Origin of the sequence: Pseudomonas sp. SWRI111 (genome assembly GCF_014268555.1) — a bacterium.
GTDB lineage: Bacteria > Pseudomonadota > Gammaproteobacteria > Pseudomonadales > Pseudomonadaceae > Aquipseudomonas > Aquipseudomonas hamedanensis.
Genome location: NZ_JABWQQ010000016.1, coordinates 43,633 through 59,262 on the forward strand (window position 1 = coordinate 43,633; position 15,630 = coordinate 59,262).

Genomic DNA, 15,630 nt, shown 5'->3' on the forward strand with positions numbered 1-15,630 from the left:
TCTGACTTAAGTTCTTACACTTGCAGCTCGACGGTTAAAACTTGTCACTGTCTGGCCCTATAATGCGCGCCGGTTTTTGGGGTAATGGTCATGAGTACAGAAGATCCGCGGTTTGCAGGCATCGCCCGTTTATACGGCATCGAAGGCATGGAGCGCTTGCGCGCGGCCCATGTGGCGATCGTCGGCGTTGGCGGCGTCGGTTCCTGGGCGGCGGAAGCCATTGCCCGCTGCGGCGTTGGCGAGATTTCGCTGTTTGACCTGGACGACGTTTGCGTCAGCAACGCCAACCGCCAATTGCACGCGCTCGACAGCACCGTCGGCAAGCCCAAGGTCGAGGTGATGGCCGAGCGGCTGCGCGGAATCAACCCCGATTGCACGGTGCACGCCGTCGCCGACTTCGTTACCCGCGAGACCATGGCCGAATACATCACGCCTGACATCGACTGCGTGATCGACTGCATCGACGCGGTCAACGCCAAAGCGGCACTGATTGCCTGGTGCAAACGCCGCAAGATCCAGATCATCACCACTGGCGGTGCAGGCGGACAGATCGATCCGACGCTGATTCAAGTCTGCGATCTCAACCGCACCTTCAACGATCCGCTAGCCTCGAAGGTGCGCTCGACCTTGCGCCGCGATTACGGCTTCTCCCGCACCATGACCCGCCATTACAGCGTGCCGTGTGTGTTCTCGACTGAACAACTGCGCTACCCGAAACCGGACGGCAGCATTTGTTTGCAGAAGAGTTTTGTCGGTGACGGCGTCAAGCTCGACTGCGCCGGCGGCTTCGGCGCGGTGATGATGGTGACGGCGACATTTGGCATGGTCGCGGCGACCAAGGCGGTGGACAAGATTGTGGCGGGGGTGCGGCGGCCTTCGGACCGGGTTAAACCTCAGGCTTGATGTCGGGGCTGAGGGCCCAATCGCGAGCAGGCTCACTCCTACAGGGGAACGCGTTTCAAATTGTAGGAGTGAGCCTGCTCGCGATGGCTGCGAAGCAGCCGCTGTTATTTGGCTAACTCATTCATCCGAGTGAGCACCGCATTCAACCCATTACTGCGCGAAGGCGACAACTGCCGCGACAGCCCCAACTGATTAAACCAGTCCGGCAAATCGACCTGCCGCAACTCAGCCGCCGACAGCCCGTTGACCCGCAACAGCAGTAACGCCACCAGGCCACGAATCATCCGCGCATCGCTGCTCGCTGCAAATTGCCAGTGGCCGTCGCGCAACTCGCCCACCAGCCATACCTGGCTTTCACAGCCATGCACGCGATTGGCCTCGCACTTATCCGTCTCGCTCAACGCTGGCAAGCGATCGCCAAACTGCATCAGCAATCGCGCGCGCTGCTCCCAGCCCGCGGCGCTCTGGAAGGTTTGCAGGGCGTCGGCGGCTTCAGCCGGCAACGTCATCGCAGCATCTCCAGCGCCTGGTCGAGGGCTTCAAAGAAGCGCTCCAGGTCCTCGGAATCGTTGTACAGCGCCAGCGACACGCGAATCGCGCCGGCCAGTTCGAAGCTTTTCATCAATGGCATGGCGCAATGGTGCCCGGCGCGCACGGCGATGCCTTGCTCGGTCAACAGGTGCGCCAGATCGGCGTTATGCACGCCTTCGACAACAAAACTGGCCAGCGCCAATTGCGGCTTGCCCAGCAGACGAATGCCGTTGCGTGCGGCGAGGCCGCGCAGCAGATAGTCGTGCAGTGCCGCTTCATGGGCGGACACCGCGTCCTGGTCCAGGCCGGCCAGGTAATCGAGGGTCGCACCGAGGCCGATCACGCTGGCAATCGGCGGTGTGCCGGCCTCGAAACCCAGTGGCGCAGGGCGGAAGCGGGCGCTGTGGAAGGTCGCGTCTACAACCATCTCGCCACCGTATTGCCAGGGCCGCAGTTGCTCCAGCGCGTCGTTGCGCCCGAACAGCACGCCAAGGCCTTCCGGGCCATACAGCTTGTGGCTGGAAAATACATAAAAGTCGCAACCGAGCGCCTGCACGTCATGGCGCCCGTGGACGACACCCTGCGCACCATCGACCACCGTCAGGGCGTTGTGCGCCTTGGCCATGGCCAGCAGGGCGGGCAACGGCTGCCAGGCGCCGAGCACGTTGGACAATTGGCTGACGGCCAGCAAACGGGTGCGCGGGCCGATGACGCCGAGCGCGACCGCGAGGTCAATCAGCCCGTCGCTGTCCAGAGGCAACACAATCAGCTTGAGATCGCGTCGTTGGGCCAGTTGCTGCCACGGCAGCAGGTTGGCGTGATGCTCCAGCGCGCTGATGACGATCTCATCGCCCGGCTGGAAAAGATGCTCCAGGCCATAAGCCAAGAGGTTCAGTGCACTGGTGGCGCCATGGGTGAAGACGATCTGGCCGCTGTCGCCTGCATTCAGCCACTGCGCAACCTTCAGCCGACTGTCTTCGAACGCCTGCGTGGCATGGGCGCCGGGCAAGTGTTGCGCACGGTGCACATTGGCCGCGCCATTGGCGTAGTAATGCGTCAGGGCGTCGAGCAAAGCCTGGGGTTTCTGCGTGGTGGCGGCATTGTCCAGATAGGTCTGGTCTTGCCGTTGCAGGGCGGCGATGGCCGGAAAATCCGCGCGCCACGGGGAGGGAATCATCATCTGTTCAGCCCTGTGAAATTGGGCGGGGTGTACGCCAGACCTTGTGGGAGCGGGCTTGCTCGCGAAAGCGTAGTGTCATTCTGCACAGTTGTTACTGACAGGACGCCTTCGCGGGCAAGCCCGCTCCCACAGGGGATCGATCGTATGGCTGCTTAGTTGTGAGCGTGCAGCGCTTCGTTCAGTTCGATCGCCGATTTGTGGGTCTTGCACTCCACCGCACCGGTTTGCGAATTGCGCCGGAACAGCAGGTCGGTCTGGCCGGCCAGCTCACGCGCTTTAACAACCTGAACCAGATTGTTGTGCTCATCGAGCAGCGCCACCTTGGTGCCGGCCGTCACGTACAGGCCCGACTCGACGGTGGTGCGGTCGCCCAACGGAATACCGATACCGGCGTTGGCGCCGATCAGGCAGCCTTCGCCAACCTTGATCACGATGTTGCCGCCACCCGACAGGGTGCCCATGGTCGAGCAACCGCCGCCCAGGTCCGAACCCTTGCCGACAAACACGCCAGCGGAGACACGGCCTTCGATCATGCCCGGGCCTTCGGTGCCGGCGTTGAAGTTGATGAAACCTTCGTGCATGACGGTGGTGCCTTCGCCCACGTAAGCGCCCAGACGCAGGCGCGCGGCGTCAGCGATACGCACACCGGCCGGAACCACGTAATCGGTCATTTTCGGGAACTTGTCCACCGAGAACACTTCCAGCAGCTCACCGCGCAGACGCGCTTCGAGTTGCATCTCGGCCAGTTCGCTCAGGTCGATCGCGCCCTGGCTGGTCCAGGCCACGTTCGGCAGCAGCGGGAAGATGCCGGCCAGGCTGACGCCATGCGGCTTGACCAGGCGATGCGACAACAGATGCAGCTTGAGGTAGGCCTCAGGCGTGGAGGTCAGTTGCGCGTCTTCGGCCAGCAGGGTGGCGACGAGTGGCTTGTGGCTTTCGGCCAGACGGGTCAGCAGCTTGCCTTGCACGGCGTCGATGCCTTTGACCGCTTCAGCCAGTTGCGCAGCCTGCGCGGTGGTGAAGGTGATGGCCTGGTTGCCTTCGGTGTAACCGAGGATCGGCGCAACGGCGGCGACCAGCTCAGCCGAAGGGTTGAGCAATGGCTGTGCGTAGAACACTTCCAGCCAGGCGCCTTGACGGTTCTGAGTGCCGACACCAAAGGCGATGCTGAACAGGGAATTGGACATGTGAATACCTCTACAAAGAGTGACGGGCTGCTTACTTCAGAGCGGCCGCGTAGATGTCTGGCTTGAAGCCAATCAGGGTTCGGTCACCGAGATCGAGCACCGGGCGCTTGATCATCGAGGGTTGCGCGAGCATCAGTTCGATGGCTTTCGACTGGTCGAGATCGGCTTTGCGTTCGTCGTCGAGTTTGCGAAAGGTCGTGCCTGCACGGTTCAACACCGTTTGCCAGCCGTGCTCGTCACACCATTGCGTCAGGTGCGCACGGTCGATACCGGCCGTTTTGTAATCGTGAAAGTCGTAGCTGACAGCGTGTTCATCGAGCCAGGTGCGCGCCTTCTTCATGGTGTCGCAGGCTTTGATGCCGAAAAGGTGCAACGTTTTACTTGAAACGGCCAAGGAATCGCCCCCTTTACAGGTGCTGGAGAAAAATGGTGACGGATTATGCCATGACCAAACGGTTTCGTCGGCCACGGTTGTCGTAACGCTGTAAAACCTGTGAGAGCGAGCCTGCTCGCGAAGGGGGCGTGTCAGTCGACATTGATGGTGAATCTTGCACCGCTTTCGCGAGCAGGCTCGCTCCCGCAAGGGAGTTGCGTTCCAGCCGTGCGACATAGGTGCAACGGTCATCCACAGCCTAAGGCGCTAATATGGCAGTTCAACGCTGTCGATCGCCTGAGATTTTCGTTTTATGCAAACTGCTTACACCGTCCTGATCCTGCTGATGCTGGTGAGCGTCTCGCGACTGGTTGGCCGGGTCATCCCGCTGCCGCTGCCTTTGGTGCAAATCGCCGCTGGCGCCTTGTTGGCCTGGCCGACGCTGGGCCTGCACGTGGCCCTCGATCCGGAGCTGTTCCTGTTTCTGTTCCTGCCGCCGTTGCTGTTTTCCGACGGCTGGCGCATGCCCAAACGCGCGCTCTGGCAATTGCGCGGGCCGATTCTGACCCTGGCCGTGGGCCTTGTTTTGTTCACCGTGGTCGGTGCCGGCTATTTCATTCATTGGCTGTTGCCGACGATTCCGCTGCCAGTAGCCTTTGCCTTGGCGGCCGTATTGTCGCCCACCGACGCCGTAGCGGTTTCAGCGATTGCGCAGAACCGCTTGCCGACGCCGCTGATGCACATGCTGCAGGGCGAGGCGCTGATGAACGACGCCTCCGGTCTGGTGACTTTCAAGTTCGCCCTGGCAGCGGCGGTGACGGGGGTGTTCTCGCTGACCAACGCCAGCCTGACCTTCGTCGCGGTGGCACTGGGTGGTCTGGCGGTCGGCGTGGCGCTGAGCTGGCTGGTTGGACGCCTGCGCGTGTGGATGATCGCCCGTGGCTGGGATGATCCGGCTACTCACGTAGTGTTCATGTTGCTGTTGCCCTTCGCTGCTTATGTATTGGCCGAGCGCTTGGGCGCATCGGGCATTCTTTCGGCGGTCGCAGCGGGAATGATGCAGAGCTGGCTCGACCTGCTGCCACGCCAGACCAGCACCCGGTTGCTCAATCGCAGTGTCTGGTCGCTGCTGGAATTTGCTTTCAATGGCCTGATCTTTCTGCTGCTCGGCCTGCAATTGCCGGACATCATCAAAGCGGTGGTCAGTCACGAGCCGACGCTGTGGCCGACGCTGTTCTACCGTTGCCTTGATGTACTGGCGATTTTCCTTGCGCTGGTGTTGCTGCGGTTTGTCTGGGTGCAGAGCATCTGGCGCTTGTCGGTACTGCTGCGGCGCTTGCGCGGCAAAGGCGAGCTGACGCAAGTGCCGACGGCGCGTTCCTGCTGGCTGCTGACGGTCGGTGGTGTGCGCGGGGCGGTAACGCTGGCAGGCGTGATGTCGGTGCCAATGTTGATGGGCGCGCAGGCGTTTCCCGAGCGAGACCTGCTGATCTTTATCGCGGCCGGGGTGATTCTGCTGTCGCTGGTGTCGGCGTGTATCGCCTTGCCCTTGTTACTGCGCGGGATCGAAAAAAGCCCGGACGATAAACGCCGCCAGGAAGTGCGCGATGCCTGGCGCAAAACCGCCGAAGCCGCGATCCACTCGCTGGAAACCGAAGAAGTGGTGCCTCAGGATGCGGCGCAGGCGGCACTGTCCGCTGAGCTCAAGGCGCGAATCATGTCCGAGTATCGCCACCAACTCGATGTCTTCAATGACTCCGCCGAAGCCCAGGCCCTGGCGTTCCAGATGGATCTGCTGGAACGTCGGCTGCGTCTGAAGGCGCTGCGGGCGCAACGCCTGGAGTTGTACCGGCTGAGCCGTCAACACCAGATCGGCGATGACGTGCTCAGGGAAGTATTGGGCGAACTCGATCTGAGTGAGGCCAATCTGGGGCAGGTCAAATAGACGGCGTTACTTGGGATAGAGCAGTCGCATCAGGCGTCTGTCCTTCTTGCTGATCTTGCGGTTGACCGGTATTTCCCAATCGCCCAAGGTCAATGTGTTCGCCACCGGGTGATGCATGATCGAGTGCTTGTCATAGGCGGTGTAGATCGCATCAAGCGTATCGAAGGAGGCAAAGAGGTTGCGGTCGACCTGTTCGCGGGTCAGCGGATTCATCTGCCGATTCTGATAAAACTCATACACCTTGGGCTTATCCCACGGAATGTTCGCCTGGGGATGCTGGTGTTCATGCAGGGCGCCCAGCGCGTGACCGAATTCGTGGGTGACGATCACTTCGAAGTCGACATGGTCGGGGCTGACCCCCAGATTCATGGTTGGATGGTCAGGATGAATCAACAGCGCATCGGTGCCGAGCATGGCGCTGTTGTCATTGTTTTTTGTGGCGATGCGAATATCGCCCTGGCGCTCTTCGACGAATTCAAACTTGAGGTTGATGTACGGCAACCAACGGCTGGCCGCGGCGATGATCTTGCTTTTGTGCTCAGGCGCAGGCGCATCCATGAAGGCAATCTTCAGCGTGCGGCCGTTGGCCCACAATTTCGAGTAGTTGAGCACGGCGCGCTTGCGCCGCGTACCGCTGGTGCGGTCGCTGTCGGCATTCGCCGGATTTTCGCTGATTGCGGCCGCGTAGGCTGCCTGATCGTCTGGCCACTGTAGGAGTTGGCAATCCAGGAGTTCTTGCATTTCACTTCTTCCATGAAGTCTGGGGCGGTGGTTTTTGAGACGCGGCGAACCGCGCAGCCCAAGACTAACGTCTGGCCGGCGCAGGGACGGGAAATAAGATCGGGCGAACTGTTACGCGATATTTGCAGCGCCTGTGCCGGATTGCCCGGCACAGGCGGTCAGGCCTCAGCGGCGACGCTGGATGAAATCGCGAATACGCTCAGCCGCTTCGACACACTCGGCCAGCGGCGCAACGAGAGCCATGCGCACGCGCCCGGCACCCGGATTGACGCCATCGACCTCGCGCGAAAGGTACGAGCCCGGCACCACCGTCACATGCTCCTGCTCGAACAGATCGCGGCAGAACTGCGCGTCATCGCCGTTCACGTTCGGCCACAGGTAGAAGCTACCGTCCGGGCGCTGCACATCCAGTACCGGGCCGAGAATCGCCAGCACCGCATCGAATTTCTCGCGATACAGCGCGCGGTTGGCGCGCACGTGGACTTCGTCGTTCCAGGCGGCAACGCTGGCCAGCTGGGTTTGCACCGGCATTGCGCAGCCGTGATAGGTGCGATACAGCAGAAAGCCCTTGAGGATCTCGGCGTCGCCGGCGACGAAACCGGAACGCAGGCCCGGCAGGTTGGAACGCTTGGACAGGCTGTGGAACACCACGCAACGCTTGAAGTCCTGACGACCCAGTTCCACACAAGCGCTGAGCAGGCCCGGCGGCGGCGTCTGCTCGTCGAAGTACAGCTCGCTGTAGCATTCGTCCGCGGCAATCACAAAATCGTACTGGTCGGCCAGGGCGATCAGCTTTTTCAGCACATCGACCGGAATCAATGCGCCGGTCGGGTTGCCTGGCGAGCAAAGGAACAGGATCTGGCAGCGCTGCCAGATGTCTGGCGATACCGCATCGAAATCCGGGTTGAAGCCGTTTTCGTCCAGGCACGGCAGGTAGTGCGGCTTGGCCCCGGCGAGGAACGCCGCGCCTTCGTAAATTTGATAAAACGGGTTCGGGCTGACCACCAGGGCGTCGTCGCCACGGTTGACCACGGTCTGGGTAAACGCAAACAGCGCTTCGCGGGTGCCGTTGACCGGCAGCACGTTGCGCGCCGGATCGATCCAGCCGCTTGGCACGCCAAAGCGCCGCTCGCACCAGCCAGCGATGGCTTCACGCAGCGCCGGGATGCCGAGGGTGGTCGGGTACACCGCCATCTGCTCCAGATTATTGGCCAGCGCTTCGGCGACAAAGCTCGGCGAGCGATGCTTCGGCTCGCCGATCGACAGGGCGATCGGGCGCTTGTCCGGGTTCGGGGTCACGGTGCCGAGCAGTGCGCGGAGCTTTTCGAACGGGTAGGGCTGGAGCTGGTTCAGAGCGTTGTTCATGGGGGCCTCGGTCAAGGTGGGGCAAAACGCCGATACTGGGCCGTTCACCAGACCTGTAGGAGTGAGCCTGCTCGCGATGAGGGCGGCACATTCAATATCTGTGCAAGCTGATGCATCGCCATCGCGAGCAGGCTCACTCCTACAAGGAATTTGATTAACAGGCTGGAATCGGAGTGATCCTTCCCACCGGGGTAATGGGTTAATTCAAATACTGATTCGGGACAGCTTGATATCCGGTTCCTGATTGACGCTAAGTTGTTCAACGATCGCATCCTGCAACCGGCTGCACAGCAAGGGATCGGACAGCGGCTGGTTGTGCGCATCGGTGATAAAGAACACGTCTTCGACCCGTTCGCCCAGGGTCGCGATCTTGGCGTTCTGCAGCGACAGGTCGAACTCGAGGAAAATCCCGCCGATGCGCGCCAGCAGGCCCGGGCGATCGGGCGCGGTCAATTCCAGCACCGTCACCGGGCGTTGCGCATCGTTGTGGATGGTCACCTGTGGCGCGAAGGCAAAATGCTTGAGCTGGCGCGGCACCCGGCGCTGGATGATCGTCGGGTAGTCGTCCGGGTTGCGCAGGGCTTCGGTCAGCCCTTCGCGGATCTGTTTGACCCGCACCGGATTGTCGCCAATCGACTCGCCATCGTTGTCGAGCACGATGTAGGTGTCGAGGGTGAACTGGCTGCTCGAGGTAATGACCCGGGCGTCGTGAATGTTCAGGTTGAGCTGGTCCATCGCGGCCACGGTCACGGCAAAGAAGTCGTGTTGGTCCGGTGCATAAATGAAGATTTGCGTGCCACCCTCGAACTCGCGTTGGGTGGTTTCCTTGATCAGCACCAGCGGCCCGCCATTGACCGGTTGCTGCAGGATCGCATCGCTGTGCCAGGCCACGTCGCCAGCGGTGTGCCGCAGGAAATAGTCATCGCCCAGTTGCGCCCACAGTTGCTCGACATCGTCCGGGTCGGTGCCGCCGCGCACCAGAATGTCCAGTGCGGCGCTTTGGGTCTGGCGAATCTGCTCTTCGCGATCCACCGGGTTCTCCAGGCCGCGGCGCAAGGCGCGCTTGGTTTCGGTATAGAGCTGGCGCAGCAGGCTGGCGCGCCAGGAGTTCCACAGCGTCGGGTTGGTCGCGTTGATGTCGGCCACGGTCAGCACATAGAGATAGTCGAGGCGGGTTTCATCGCCGACGGCCTGGGCAAAATCATGGATCACCTGCGGATCGGACAGATCCTTGCGCTGGGCGGTGGTCGACATCACCAGATGGTTCTGCACCAGCCAGACGATCAGGCGGCTGTCCCACACCGGCAGTTGGTGGCGCTGACAGAATGCTTCGGCATCGACCGCGCCGATTTCCGAGTGGTCACCATGCCGGCCCTTGCCAATGTCATGGTAGAGGCCAGCCATGTAAATGAGTTCGGGCTTGGGCAGCTTGGCCATGAGCTTGGCCGCGAGCGGAAATTTCTCCGAGACCTGCGTGTACTGCAGTTTGCGCAGGTGCTTGATCAAATTCAGCGTGTGCGCATCGACCGTATAAATGTGGAACAGGTCGTGCTGCATCTGCCCGACGATAAAACCGAACTCCGGCAGATAACGCCCGAGAATGCCATATCGGTTCATCCGCCGCAGATTGCGGTGGATACCGATCTTGCACTTGAACAGCTCGATAAACAGGCTGGTGTTGCGAATGTCGTTGCGGAAGTTGTCGTCGATCAGGTGACGATGCTCGCGAAGCAGACGGATGGTGTCGGCGCGCACGCCTTTGATTTCCGGCTGCTGGGCCATCAGCACGAAGATTTCGAGCATGGCGAACGGCGTGCGGCGGAACACGTTGTCGTTGCGTGCCTCGATGTAGCCGTCGTGCAACTGGAAGCGCGCGTTAATCGGCTGCGGCGGCGCCTCGTCTTCCGGGGCGAGAATGACTTCCTCGAAATGCTGAATGATCAGGTCACTCAGTTGCGCAATGCTCATCACCGTGCGGAAGTACTGCTGCATGAAGTTTTCGACCGCCTGTTTGGCGTCGTCACCTTCAAAACCGAGCAGGCCGGCAATGGTGCGCTGATGATCGAACAACAAGCGATCTTCGGAACGGCCGGCAAGCATGTGCAGGGCATAGCGCACTTTCCACAGAAATTCCTGGGAAGAGGCAAGCAGGGCGTTCTCGCTTTCGACCAAAAAACCTTCGCCGGCGAGGGCGCGCAGGTTAAGGGTGCCGTACTGACGGCGGGCGACCCAGAGAATCGTCTGGATATCGCGCAGGCCACCGGGCGAGCCTTTGACGTTGGGCTCCAGGTTGTACTCGGTGTCGTTGTACTTGTGGTGACGGGCCTTCTGTTCGGCATGCTTGGCGAGAAAAAACTCCTTGGCTGGCCACATGTGTGCGGTGCTGGTGACCTCGAGCATGCGCTGGCGCAGGCGCTCCGGGCCGCAGATGGTGCGGCTTTCCATGAGGTTGGTGACCACGGTCAGGTCGGCACGGGCCTCAACGGCACATTCATCGACCGAGCGCACGCTTTGACCGACCTCCAGGCCGATGTCCCACAACAGCGTCAGAAAACGCTCGATGGAATCGCGGAAAACTTCGTGATCGGCGCTGTCCAGCAGGATCAGCAAGTCGATATCGGAATAGGGGTGCAGTTCGCCCCGGCCGTAGCCGCCGACCGCGACCAGCGCGATGTCGGCGTCTTCGCTCCAGTTGAACTGGTCCCAGGCCTTTTGCAGGATGTTGTCGACGAACCAGGCGCGGTCTTCGATCAGCCGACGGATGTCGCGGCCGCTGCGAAAGCGCGCGTCAAGAACCTCGCGAGCCTGGCGGATCGCCTTCTTGAACGCCGCGATAGGACTCGCTTTGAGCGCCAGTTCAGCCTGGAACTGGCCGCGGTCGAAGAGTTCGGGATCCACCTGCGGCATCGATTGGCTTTCCTTCTATAAGGCTGGGAGCGTTGGGTGTATCAGGCCGAGACGCGCGCGATGGTGTCGTCGCTGCGCAGGGTGAAGATCTCGTAGCCCGTGTCGGTGACCAGCAGGGTGTGTTCCCACTGCGCCGAGAGCTTGCGGTCCTTGGTAATCGCGGTCCAGCCGTCGCCCAGTACCTTGGTGTCGGCCTTGCCTTGGTTGATCATCGGCTCGATGGTGAAGGTCATGCCGGCTTTCAGTTCCATGCCGGTGCCCGCGCGACCGTAATGCAGGATCTGCGGTTCTTCGTGGAATACCTTGCCGATGCCATGGCCGCAGAACTCGCGAACTACCGAAAAACCGTTCTTTTCCGCGTGCTTCTGAATCACTTCGCCGATGTCGCCGAGGCGGCAGCCGGGTTTGACGATCTCGATCGCCTTGTACATGCATTCCTGAGTGACTTGCGACAGGCGCTCGGCCCACACCGGCACCTCGCCGACATGGAACATGCGGCTGGTGTCGCCGTGGTAGCCGTCCTTGATCACCGTGACGTCAATGTTCAGGGTATCGCCGTTTTTCAGTGGCTTGTCGTTCGGGATGCCATGGCAGACCACATGGTTGATCGAGGTGCAGATCGACTTCGGGTAACCCTTGTAGTTGAGCGGGGCAGGGATGGCCTGCTGCACATTGACGATATAGTCGTGGCAGATCTGATTCAACTGATCGGTGGTCACGCCCGGTTTGACATGTTCGGCAATCATTTCCAGCACATCGGCGGCCAGTTTGCCGGCGACACGCATGCCAGCGATGTCCTCGGGGGTTTTGAGGTTGACGGTCATACAGGCTCTCTCTGCGCTCGGCGGCGCTTGCTGATACAAATAGGGTGGCACGTGTGCATTTGGCGACCCTGAAAAACGCGATTCTAACAGACGGAAGGTGCAAATCCGCGCCTGCGTGCATCGCTTCTGTCTATACAATGGTGGGCATCAGGCCGATTCCAAGGGGGCTGCGTCTGTGTCCCGGTACCGTTAGATATTCCGGGTTCCGTTTTTGCGCACCCTGTGGTATAAAATGCGCCGCTTTCCGGGGATGCCCCGAAAAGCTTAAATCCACACACGTGTCGACACGATGACCTGGGTGCCTTGGGCTTTTATGCCTCTGGTTGGTCATTGGGATACGTGGAGGCCAAACCCGACTTATCAAGGAACTATCATGTCCCAAGTCAACATGCGCGATATGCTGAAGGCCGGTGTGCACTTCGGTCACCAAACCCGTTACTGGAATCCGAAAATGGGTAAATACATTTTCGGCGCGCGTAACAAGATTCACATCATCAACCTTGAAAAAACCCTGCCAATGTTCAACGAAGCTCTGACTTTCGTAGAGCGTCTGGCCCAGGGCAAAAACAAGATTCTGTTCGTCGGCACCAAGCGTTCCGCTGGCAAGATCGTTGCTGAAGAAGCAGCACGTTGCGGTTCGCCGTACGTCGATCACCGCTGGTTGGGCGGCATGCTGACCAACTTCAAGACCATTCGTGCTTCCATCAAGCGTCTGCGTGACCTTGAAGTTCAAGCCGAAGACGGTACTTTCGCCAAGCTGACCAAGAAAGAAGCGCTGATGCGCACTCGCGATCTTGAGAAGCTGGATCGTTCGCTGGGCGGTATCAAGGACATGGGCGGTCTGCCAGACGCACTGTTCGTGATCGACGTTGACCACGAGCGCATCGCGATCACCGAAGCCAACAAGCTGGGCATTCCGGTCATCGGCGTTGTCGATACCAACAGCAGCCCGGAAGGCGTTGACTACATCATCCCAGGCAACGATGACGCCATCCGCGCCATCCAGCTGTACATGGGTTCGATGGCTGACGCAGTTATCCGCGGTCGCAACAACAATGCTGGCGGTACTGTTGAATTCGCAGCTGAAGAAACTCAGGCTGCAGCTGAGTAATTGACGCCCTGGCGTTGACTCAGTAAGCAAAAAGGGGGCTTGGCCCCCTTTTTGCCACCTCGAAAACCATTTGTCGGCGCCCACGTCTCTGTTTGTAATGTGCGGCAGCTAACAAGGGTGGTTCGGGAAGAATTGAACGCCCGTTCGGTCGGGTGGAATGGTTGAAAACCTATCCAAGAGGAATTTGAAAATGGCAGCAATTACTGCAGCGTTGGTCAAAGAACTGCGCGAGCGTACCGGCGAAGGCATGATGGATTGCAAGAAAGCCCTGGAAAAGGCTGACGGCGACATCGAAAAAGCCATTGATGACATGCGTGCTTCGGGCGCGATCAAGGCTGCGAAAAAAGCGGGCAACGTTGCCGCTGAAGGCGCAATCGCAATCAAGGACGACGGTAAAGCTGCCGTTATCCTGGAAGTGAACTCGCAGACCGACTTCCTCGCTCTGCAAGACGACTTCAAGAACTTCGTTGCTGACAGCGTTGAAAAAGCCTTCGCTGACAAGCTGACCGACGCTGCTCCGCTGATCGCCGCTCAAGAATCTGCTCGCGAAGCACTGGTTGGCAAAGTAGGCGAAAACGTCAACATTCGTCGTCTGACCCGCATTGAAGGTGACGTTGTAGGTTCGTACCTGCACGGCAACAAGATCGGTGTTGTTGTCGCTCTGAAAGGCGGCGACGTCGAGCTGGCCAAAGACATCGCGATGCACGTAGCGGCAAGCAACCCTGAGTTCCTGCTGCCTTCGCAAGTTTCGGCTGAAGCGATCGAGCGTGAAAAAGCTGTGTTCCTGCAGCTGAACGAAGAGAAAATCAAAGGCAAGCCAGAAAACATTGTTGAGAATATGGTCAAGGGCCGTATCAGCAAGTTCCTGGCAGAAGCTAGCCTGGTTGAGCAGGCGTTCGTCAAGAACCCTGAAATCAAGGTCGGCGAGCTGGCCAAGAAAGGCGGCGCAGAAATCGTCTCCTTCACTTACTACAAAGTAGGTGACGGCATCGAGAAGCCGGTCGACAACTTCGCTGAAGAAGTTGCTGCCCAGCTGGCTGCCGCCAAGCAATAAGACGGTTTTTCAACTGTCGCCCGAGAGAGGCTGCCCGCTTACGCGCGCAGCCTCTTTTCAGATGGGTTACCAATTTTTATTTGGTTTCCACCCGGAACTGACTTACAAAGCCATGTTCCGATGGCGCTGCAGCAGCGCCAAGCTAGAGTGAACGCCAGCTGTAAACAGCTCGCAAAGAATTTTTTAATACGCCGCAGGAGAGATTCGCAATGGCTCAGCAGGGCAGTGGTTATCAGGCTCGCTATAAACGCATTCTACTCAAGCTTAGCGGCGAAGCCCTGATGGGCTCGGAAGAGTTCGGGATCGATCCAAAAGTGCTGGATCGGATGGCACTGGAAGTCGGCCAACTGGTCGGCATCGGTGTGCAGGTCGGTCTGGTGATCGGCGGTGGCAACCTGTTCCGCGGCGAAGCCTTGAGCAAAGCCGGCATGGATCGGGTTACAGGCGACCACATGGGCATGCTGGCCACTGTGATGAACGCCCTGGCCATGCGCGACGCGCTGGAACGTGCCAATATCTCGGCCATCGTCATGTCGGCCATTTCCATGGTGGGTGTGACCGATCACTATGATCGCCGCAAAGCCATGCGCCACCTGAACTCCAAGGATGTGGTGATCTTCGCCGCCGGTACCGGCAATCCGTTTTTCACCACCGATTCGGCAGCGTGCCTGCGCGCAATCGAAATCGATGCCGATGTCGTGCTCAAGGCGACCAAGGTCGACGGCGTCTACACCGCTGACCCGTTCAAAGACCCGCATGCCGAGAAGTTCGATCATCTGACTTATGATGAAGTGCTGGATCGCAAGCTGGGTGTAATGGACCTGACCGCTATTTGCCTGTGCCGCGATCACAAGATGCCGCTGCGCGTATTCAACATGAACAAACCCGGCGCCCTGCTGAACATCGTACACGGCGGCGCTGAAGGGACTTTGATCGAGGAAGGCCAACAATGATCAACGAAATCAAGAAAGACGCCCAAGCGCGTATGCAGAAATCCCTGGAATCTCTGAGCCATGCATTCGGCCAGATTCGCACCGGCAAGGCTCACCCGAGCATCCTCGGCAGCGTGATGGTGCCTTACTACGGCACTGACACCCCGTTGAGCAGCGTTGCCAACGTTACCGTGAAGGATTCGCGCACCCTGCAAGTCGTGGCGTTCGAGCGCAATATGCTCGCGGCCGTCGACAAGGCGATCCAGAGCGCCGGTTTGAACCTCAACCCGACCAACCTGGGCGAGTTGCTGCTGATCCCGATGCCGGCCCTGACCGAGGAGACTCGTAAAGGTTTCACCAAGCAGGCCCGCAGCGCCGCCGAAGACGCGCGTGTTGCCGTGCGCAATATTCGTCGCGATGCCTTGGGTGAGCTGAAGAAACTGGTCAAGGACAAGGAAATCAGCGAAGACGAAGAGCGTCGTGCCATCGCCGATATCGACAAGCTGACCAAAGAATCCGAGGCCCAGATCACCAAGGCTACGGAAGAGAAAGAAAAAGACCTGATGGCCGTATAAGG

At 59.9% G+C, this 15,630-nt stretch carries 14 protein-coding genes; 6 read left to right on the top strand and 8 right to left on the bottom strand.

The genetic code is table 11. The features are described 5' to 3' along the window. Positions 1 to 84 precede the first annotated feature (84 nt). Complete coding sequence (gene tcdA, locus HU755_RS18465; RefSeq protein ID WP_186550155.1) at positions 85 to 903, top strand: tRNA cyclic N6-threonylcarbamoyladenosine(37) synthase TcdA; 819 nt, start codon at positions 85 to 87, stop codon at positions 901 to 903. Between the two features lie 104 nt (positions 904 to 1,007). Here the strand turns inward: tcdA and HU755_RS18470 are convergent, their stop codons facing one another. The 4 genes from HU755_RS18470 to HU755_RS18485 all read right to left on the bottom strand — a co-directional run bounded on the left by HU755_RS18470 (position 1,008) and on the right by HU755_RS18485 (position 4,195). After that, complete coding sequence (locus tag HU755_RS18470) at positions 1,008 to 1,412, bottom strand: SufE family protein (protein WP_186635233.1); 405 nt, start codon at positions 1,410 to 1,412, stop codon at positions 1,008 to 1,010. Continuing rightward, the gene (locus HU755_RS18475; protein WP_186635236.1) at positions 1,409 to 2,614 is read right to left on the bottom strand and encodes an aminotransferase class V-fold PLP-dependent enzyme; all 1,206 of its coding nucleotides are present in this window, start codon (positions 2,612 to 2,614) and stop codon (positions 1,409 to 1,411) included. Before HU755_RS18475 ends, HU755_RS18470 begins: the two co-directional genes overlap by 4 nt. Positions 2,615 to 2,766: 152 nt before the next feature. Further along, positions 2,767 to 3,801, bottom strand: coding sequence for a 2,3,4,5-tetrahydropyridine-2,6-dicarboxylate N-succinyltransferase (gene dapD, locus HU755_RS18480; protein ID WP_186635239.1), 1,035 nt, complete (start codon positions 3,799 to 3,801; stop codon positions 2,767 to 2,769). 31 nt (positions 3,802 to 3,832) lie between these two features. Then, positions 3,833 to 4,195 carry an ArsC family reductase gene (locus HU755_RS18485; protein ID WP_189664121.1) on the bottom strand — a complete coding sequence of 121 codons (363 nt, stop codon included), beginning with the start codon at positions 4,193 to 4,195 and terminating at the stop codon, positions 3,833 to 3,835. Positions 4,196 to 4,487: 292 nt separating this feature from the next. On the opposite strand from HU755_RS18485, the gene HU755_RS18490 reads away from it, so the two are divergent. Beyond that, positions 4,488 to 6,119 (top strand): Na+/H+ antiporter, encoded by a 1,632-nt coding sequence (locus HU755_RS18490; RefSeq protein ID WP_186550164.1) that lies wholly within the window; start codon positions 4,488 to 4,490, stop codon positions 6,117 to 6,119. Between the two features lie 6 nt (positions 6,120 to 6,125). Here the strand turns inward: HU755_RS18490 and HU755_RS18495 are convergent, their stop codons facing one another. The 4 genes from HU755_RS18495 to map all read right to left on the bottom strand — a co-directional run bounded on the left by HU755_RS18495 (position 6,126) and on the right by map (position 11,956). Then, on the bottom strand, positions 6,126 to 6,860 hold the full coding sequence (locus HU755_RS18495) for a M12 family metallopeptidase (RefSeq protein WP_186635242.1): 735 nt from the start codon (positions 6,858 to 6,860) through the stop codon (positions 6,126 to 6,128). 165 nt (positions 6,861 to 7,025) lie between these two features. After that, entirely contained in the window at positions 7,026 to 8,225 is a 1,200-nt protein-coding gene (dapC, locus tag HU755_RS18500; RefSeq protein ID WP_186635245.1) for a succinyldiaminopimelate transaminase, read from the bottom strand. A 204-nt stretch (positions 8,226 to 8,429) separates the two neighbouring features. Next, entirely contained in the window at positions 8,430 to 11,132 is a 2,703-nt protein-coding gene (locus HU755_RS18505; RefSeq protein WP_186550170.1) for a [protein-PII] uridylyltransferase, read from the bottom strand. 41 nt (positions 11,133 to 11,173) lie between these two features. Continuing rightward, positions 11,174 to 11,956, bottom strand: a complete 783-nt coding sequence (gene map / locus HU755_RS18510) for a type I methionyl aminopeptidase (RefSeq protein WP_186620945.1) — start codon at positions 11,954 to 11,956, stop codon at positions 11,174 to 11,176. A gap of 373 nt (positions 11,957 to 12,329) precedes the next feature. Here map and rpsB point away from each other — a divergent pair, with 373 nt between their 5' ends. The 4 genes from rpsB (at position 12,330) to frr (ending at position 15,628) form a co-directional block, all read left to right on the top strand. Then, positions 12,330 to 13,067: a 30S ribosomal protein S2 gene (gene rpsB, locus HU755_RS18515; RefSeq protein ID WP_186533161.1), complete on the top strand. Its 738-nt coding sequence runs from the start codon at positions 12,330 to 12,332 to the stop codon at positions 13,065 to 13,067. A gap of 190 nt (positions 13,068 to 13,257) precedes the next feature. Further along, positions 13,258 to 14,121 carry a translation elongation factor Ts gene (gene tsf, locus HU755_RS18520; RefSeq protein ID WP_186533160.1) on the top strand — a complete coding sequence of 288 codons (864 nt, stop codon included), beginning with the start codon at positions 13,258 to 13,260 and terminating at the stop codon, positions 14,119 to 14,121. 209 nt (positions 14,122 to 14,330) lie between these two features. Next, positions 14,331 to 15,074, top strand: a complete 744-nt coding sequence (gene pyrH, locus HU755_RS18525; RefSeq protein ID WP_003222124.1) for a UMP kinase — start codon at positions 14,331 to 14,333, stop codon at positions 15,072 to 15,074. After that, complete coding sequence (gene frr / locus HU755_RS18530) at positions 15,071 to 15,628, top strand: ribosome recycling factor (RefSeq protein WP_186635248.1); 558 nt, start codon at positions 15,071 to 15,073, stop codon at positions 15,626 to 15,628. The genes pyrH and frr overlap by 4 nt, the downstream gene beginning before the upstream one ends. Positions 15,629 to 15,630 lie beyond the last annotated feature (2 nt).

Coding starts and splice junctions, on each gene's coding strand:
- tcdA (WP_186550155.1), top strand. CDS start 85: ATGGTCATGAGTACAGAAGATCCGCGGTTTGCAGGCATCGCCCGTTTA.
- HU755_RS18470 (WP_186635233.1), bottom strand. CDS start 1,412: ATGACGTTGCCGGCTGAAGCCGCCGACGCCCTGCAAACCTTCCAGAGC.
- HU755_RS18475 (WP_186635236.1), bottom strand. CDS start 2,614: ATGATGATTCCCTCCCCGTGGCGCGCGGATTTTCCGGCCATCGCCGCC.
- dapD (WP_186635239.1), bottom strand. CDS start 3,801: ATGTCCAATTCCCTGTTCAGCATCGCCTTTGGTGTCGGCACTCAGAAC.
- HU755_RS18490 (WP_186550164.1), top strand. CDS start 4,488: ATGCAAACTGCTTACACCGTCCTGATCCTGCTGATGCTGGTGAGCGTC.
- HU755_RS18495 (WP_186635242.1), bottom strand. CDS start 6,860: ATGCAAGAACTCCTGGATTGCCAACTCCTACAGTGGCCAGACGATCAG.
- dapC (WP_186635245.1), bottom strand. CDS start 8,225: ATGAACAACGCTCTGAACCAGCTCCAGCCCTACCCGTTCGAAAAGCTC.
- HU755_RS18505 (WP_186550170.1), bottom strand. CDS start 11,132: ATGCCGCAGGTGGATCCCGAACTCTTCGACCGCGGCCAGTTCCAGGCT.
- map (WP_186620945.1), bottom strand. CDS start 11,956: ATGACCGTCAACCTCAAAACCCCCGAGGACATCGCTGGCATGCGTGTC.
- rpsB (WP_186533161.1), top strand. CDS start 12,330: ATGTCCCAAGTCAACATGCGCGATATGCTGAAGGCCGGTGTGCACTTC.
- tsf (WP_186533160.1), top strand. CDS start 13,258: ATGGCAGCAATTACTGCAGCGTTGGTCAAAGAACTGCGCGAGCGTACC.
- pyrH (WP_003222124.1), top strand. CDS start 14,331: ATGGCTCAGCAGGGCAGTGGTTATCAGGCTCGCTATAAACGCATTCTA.
- frr (WP_186635248.1), top strand. CDS start 15,071: ATGATCAACGAAATCAAGAAAGACGCCCAAGCGCGTATGCAGAAATCC.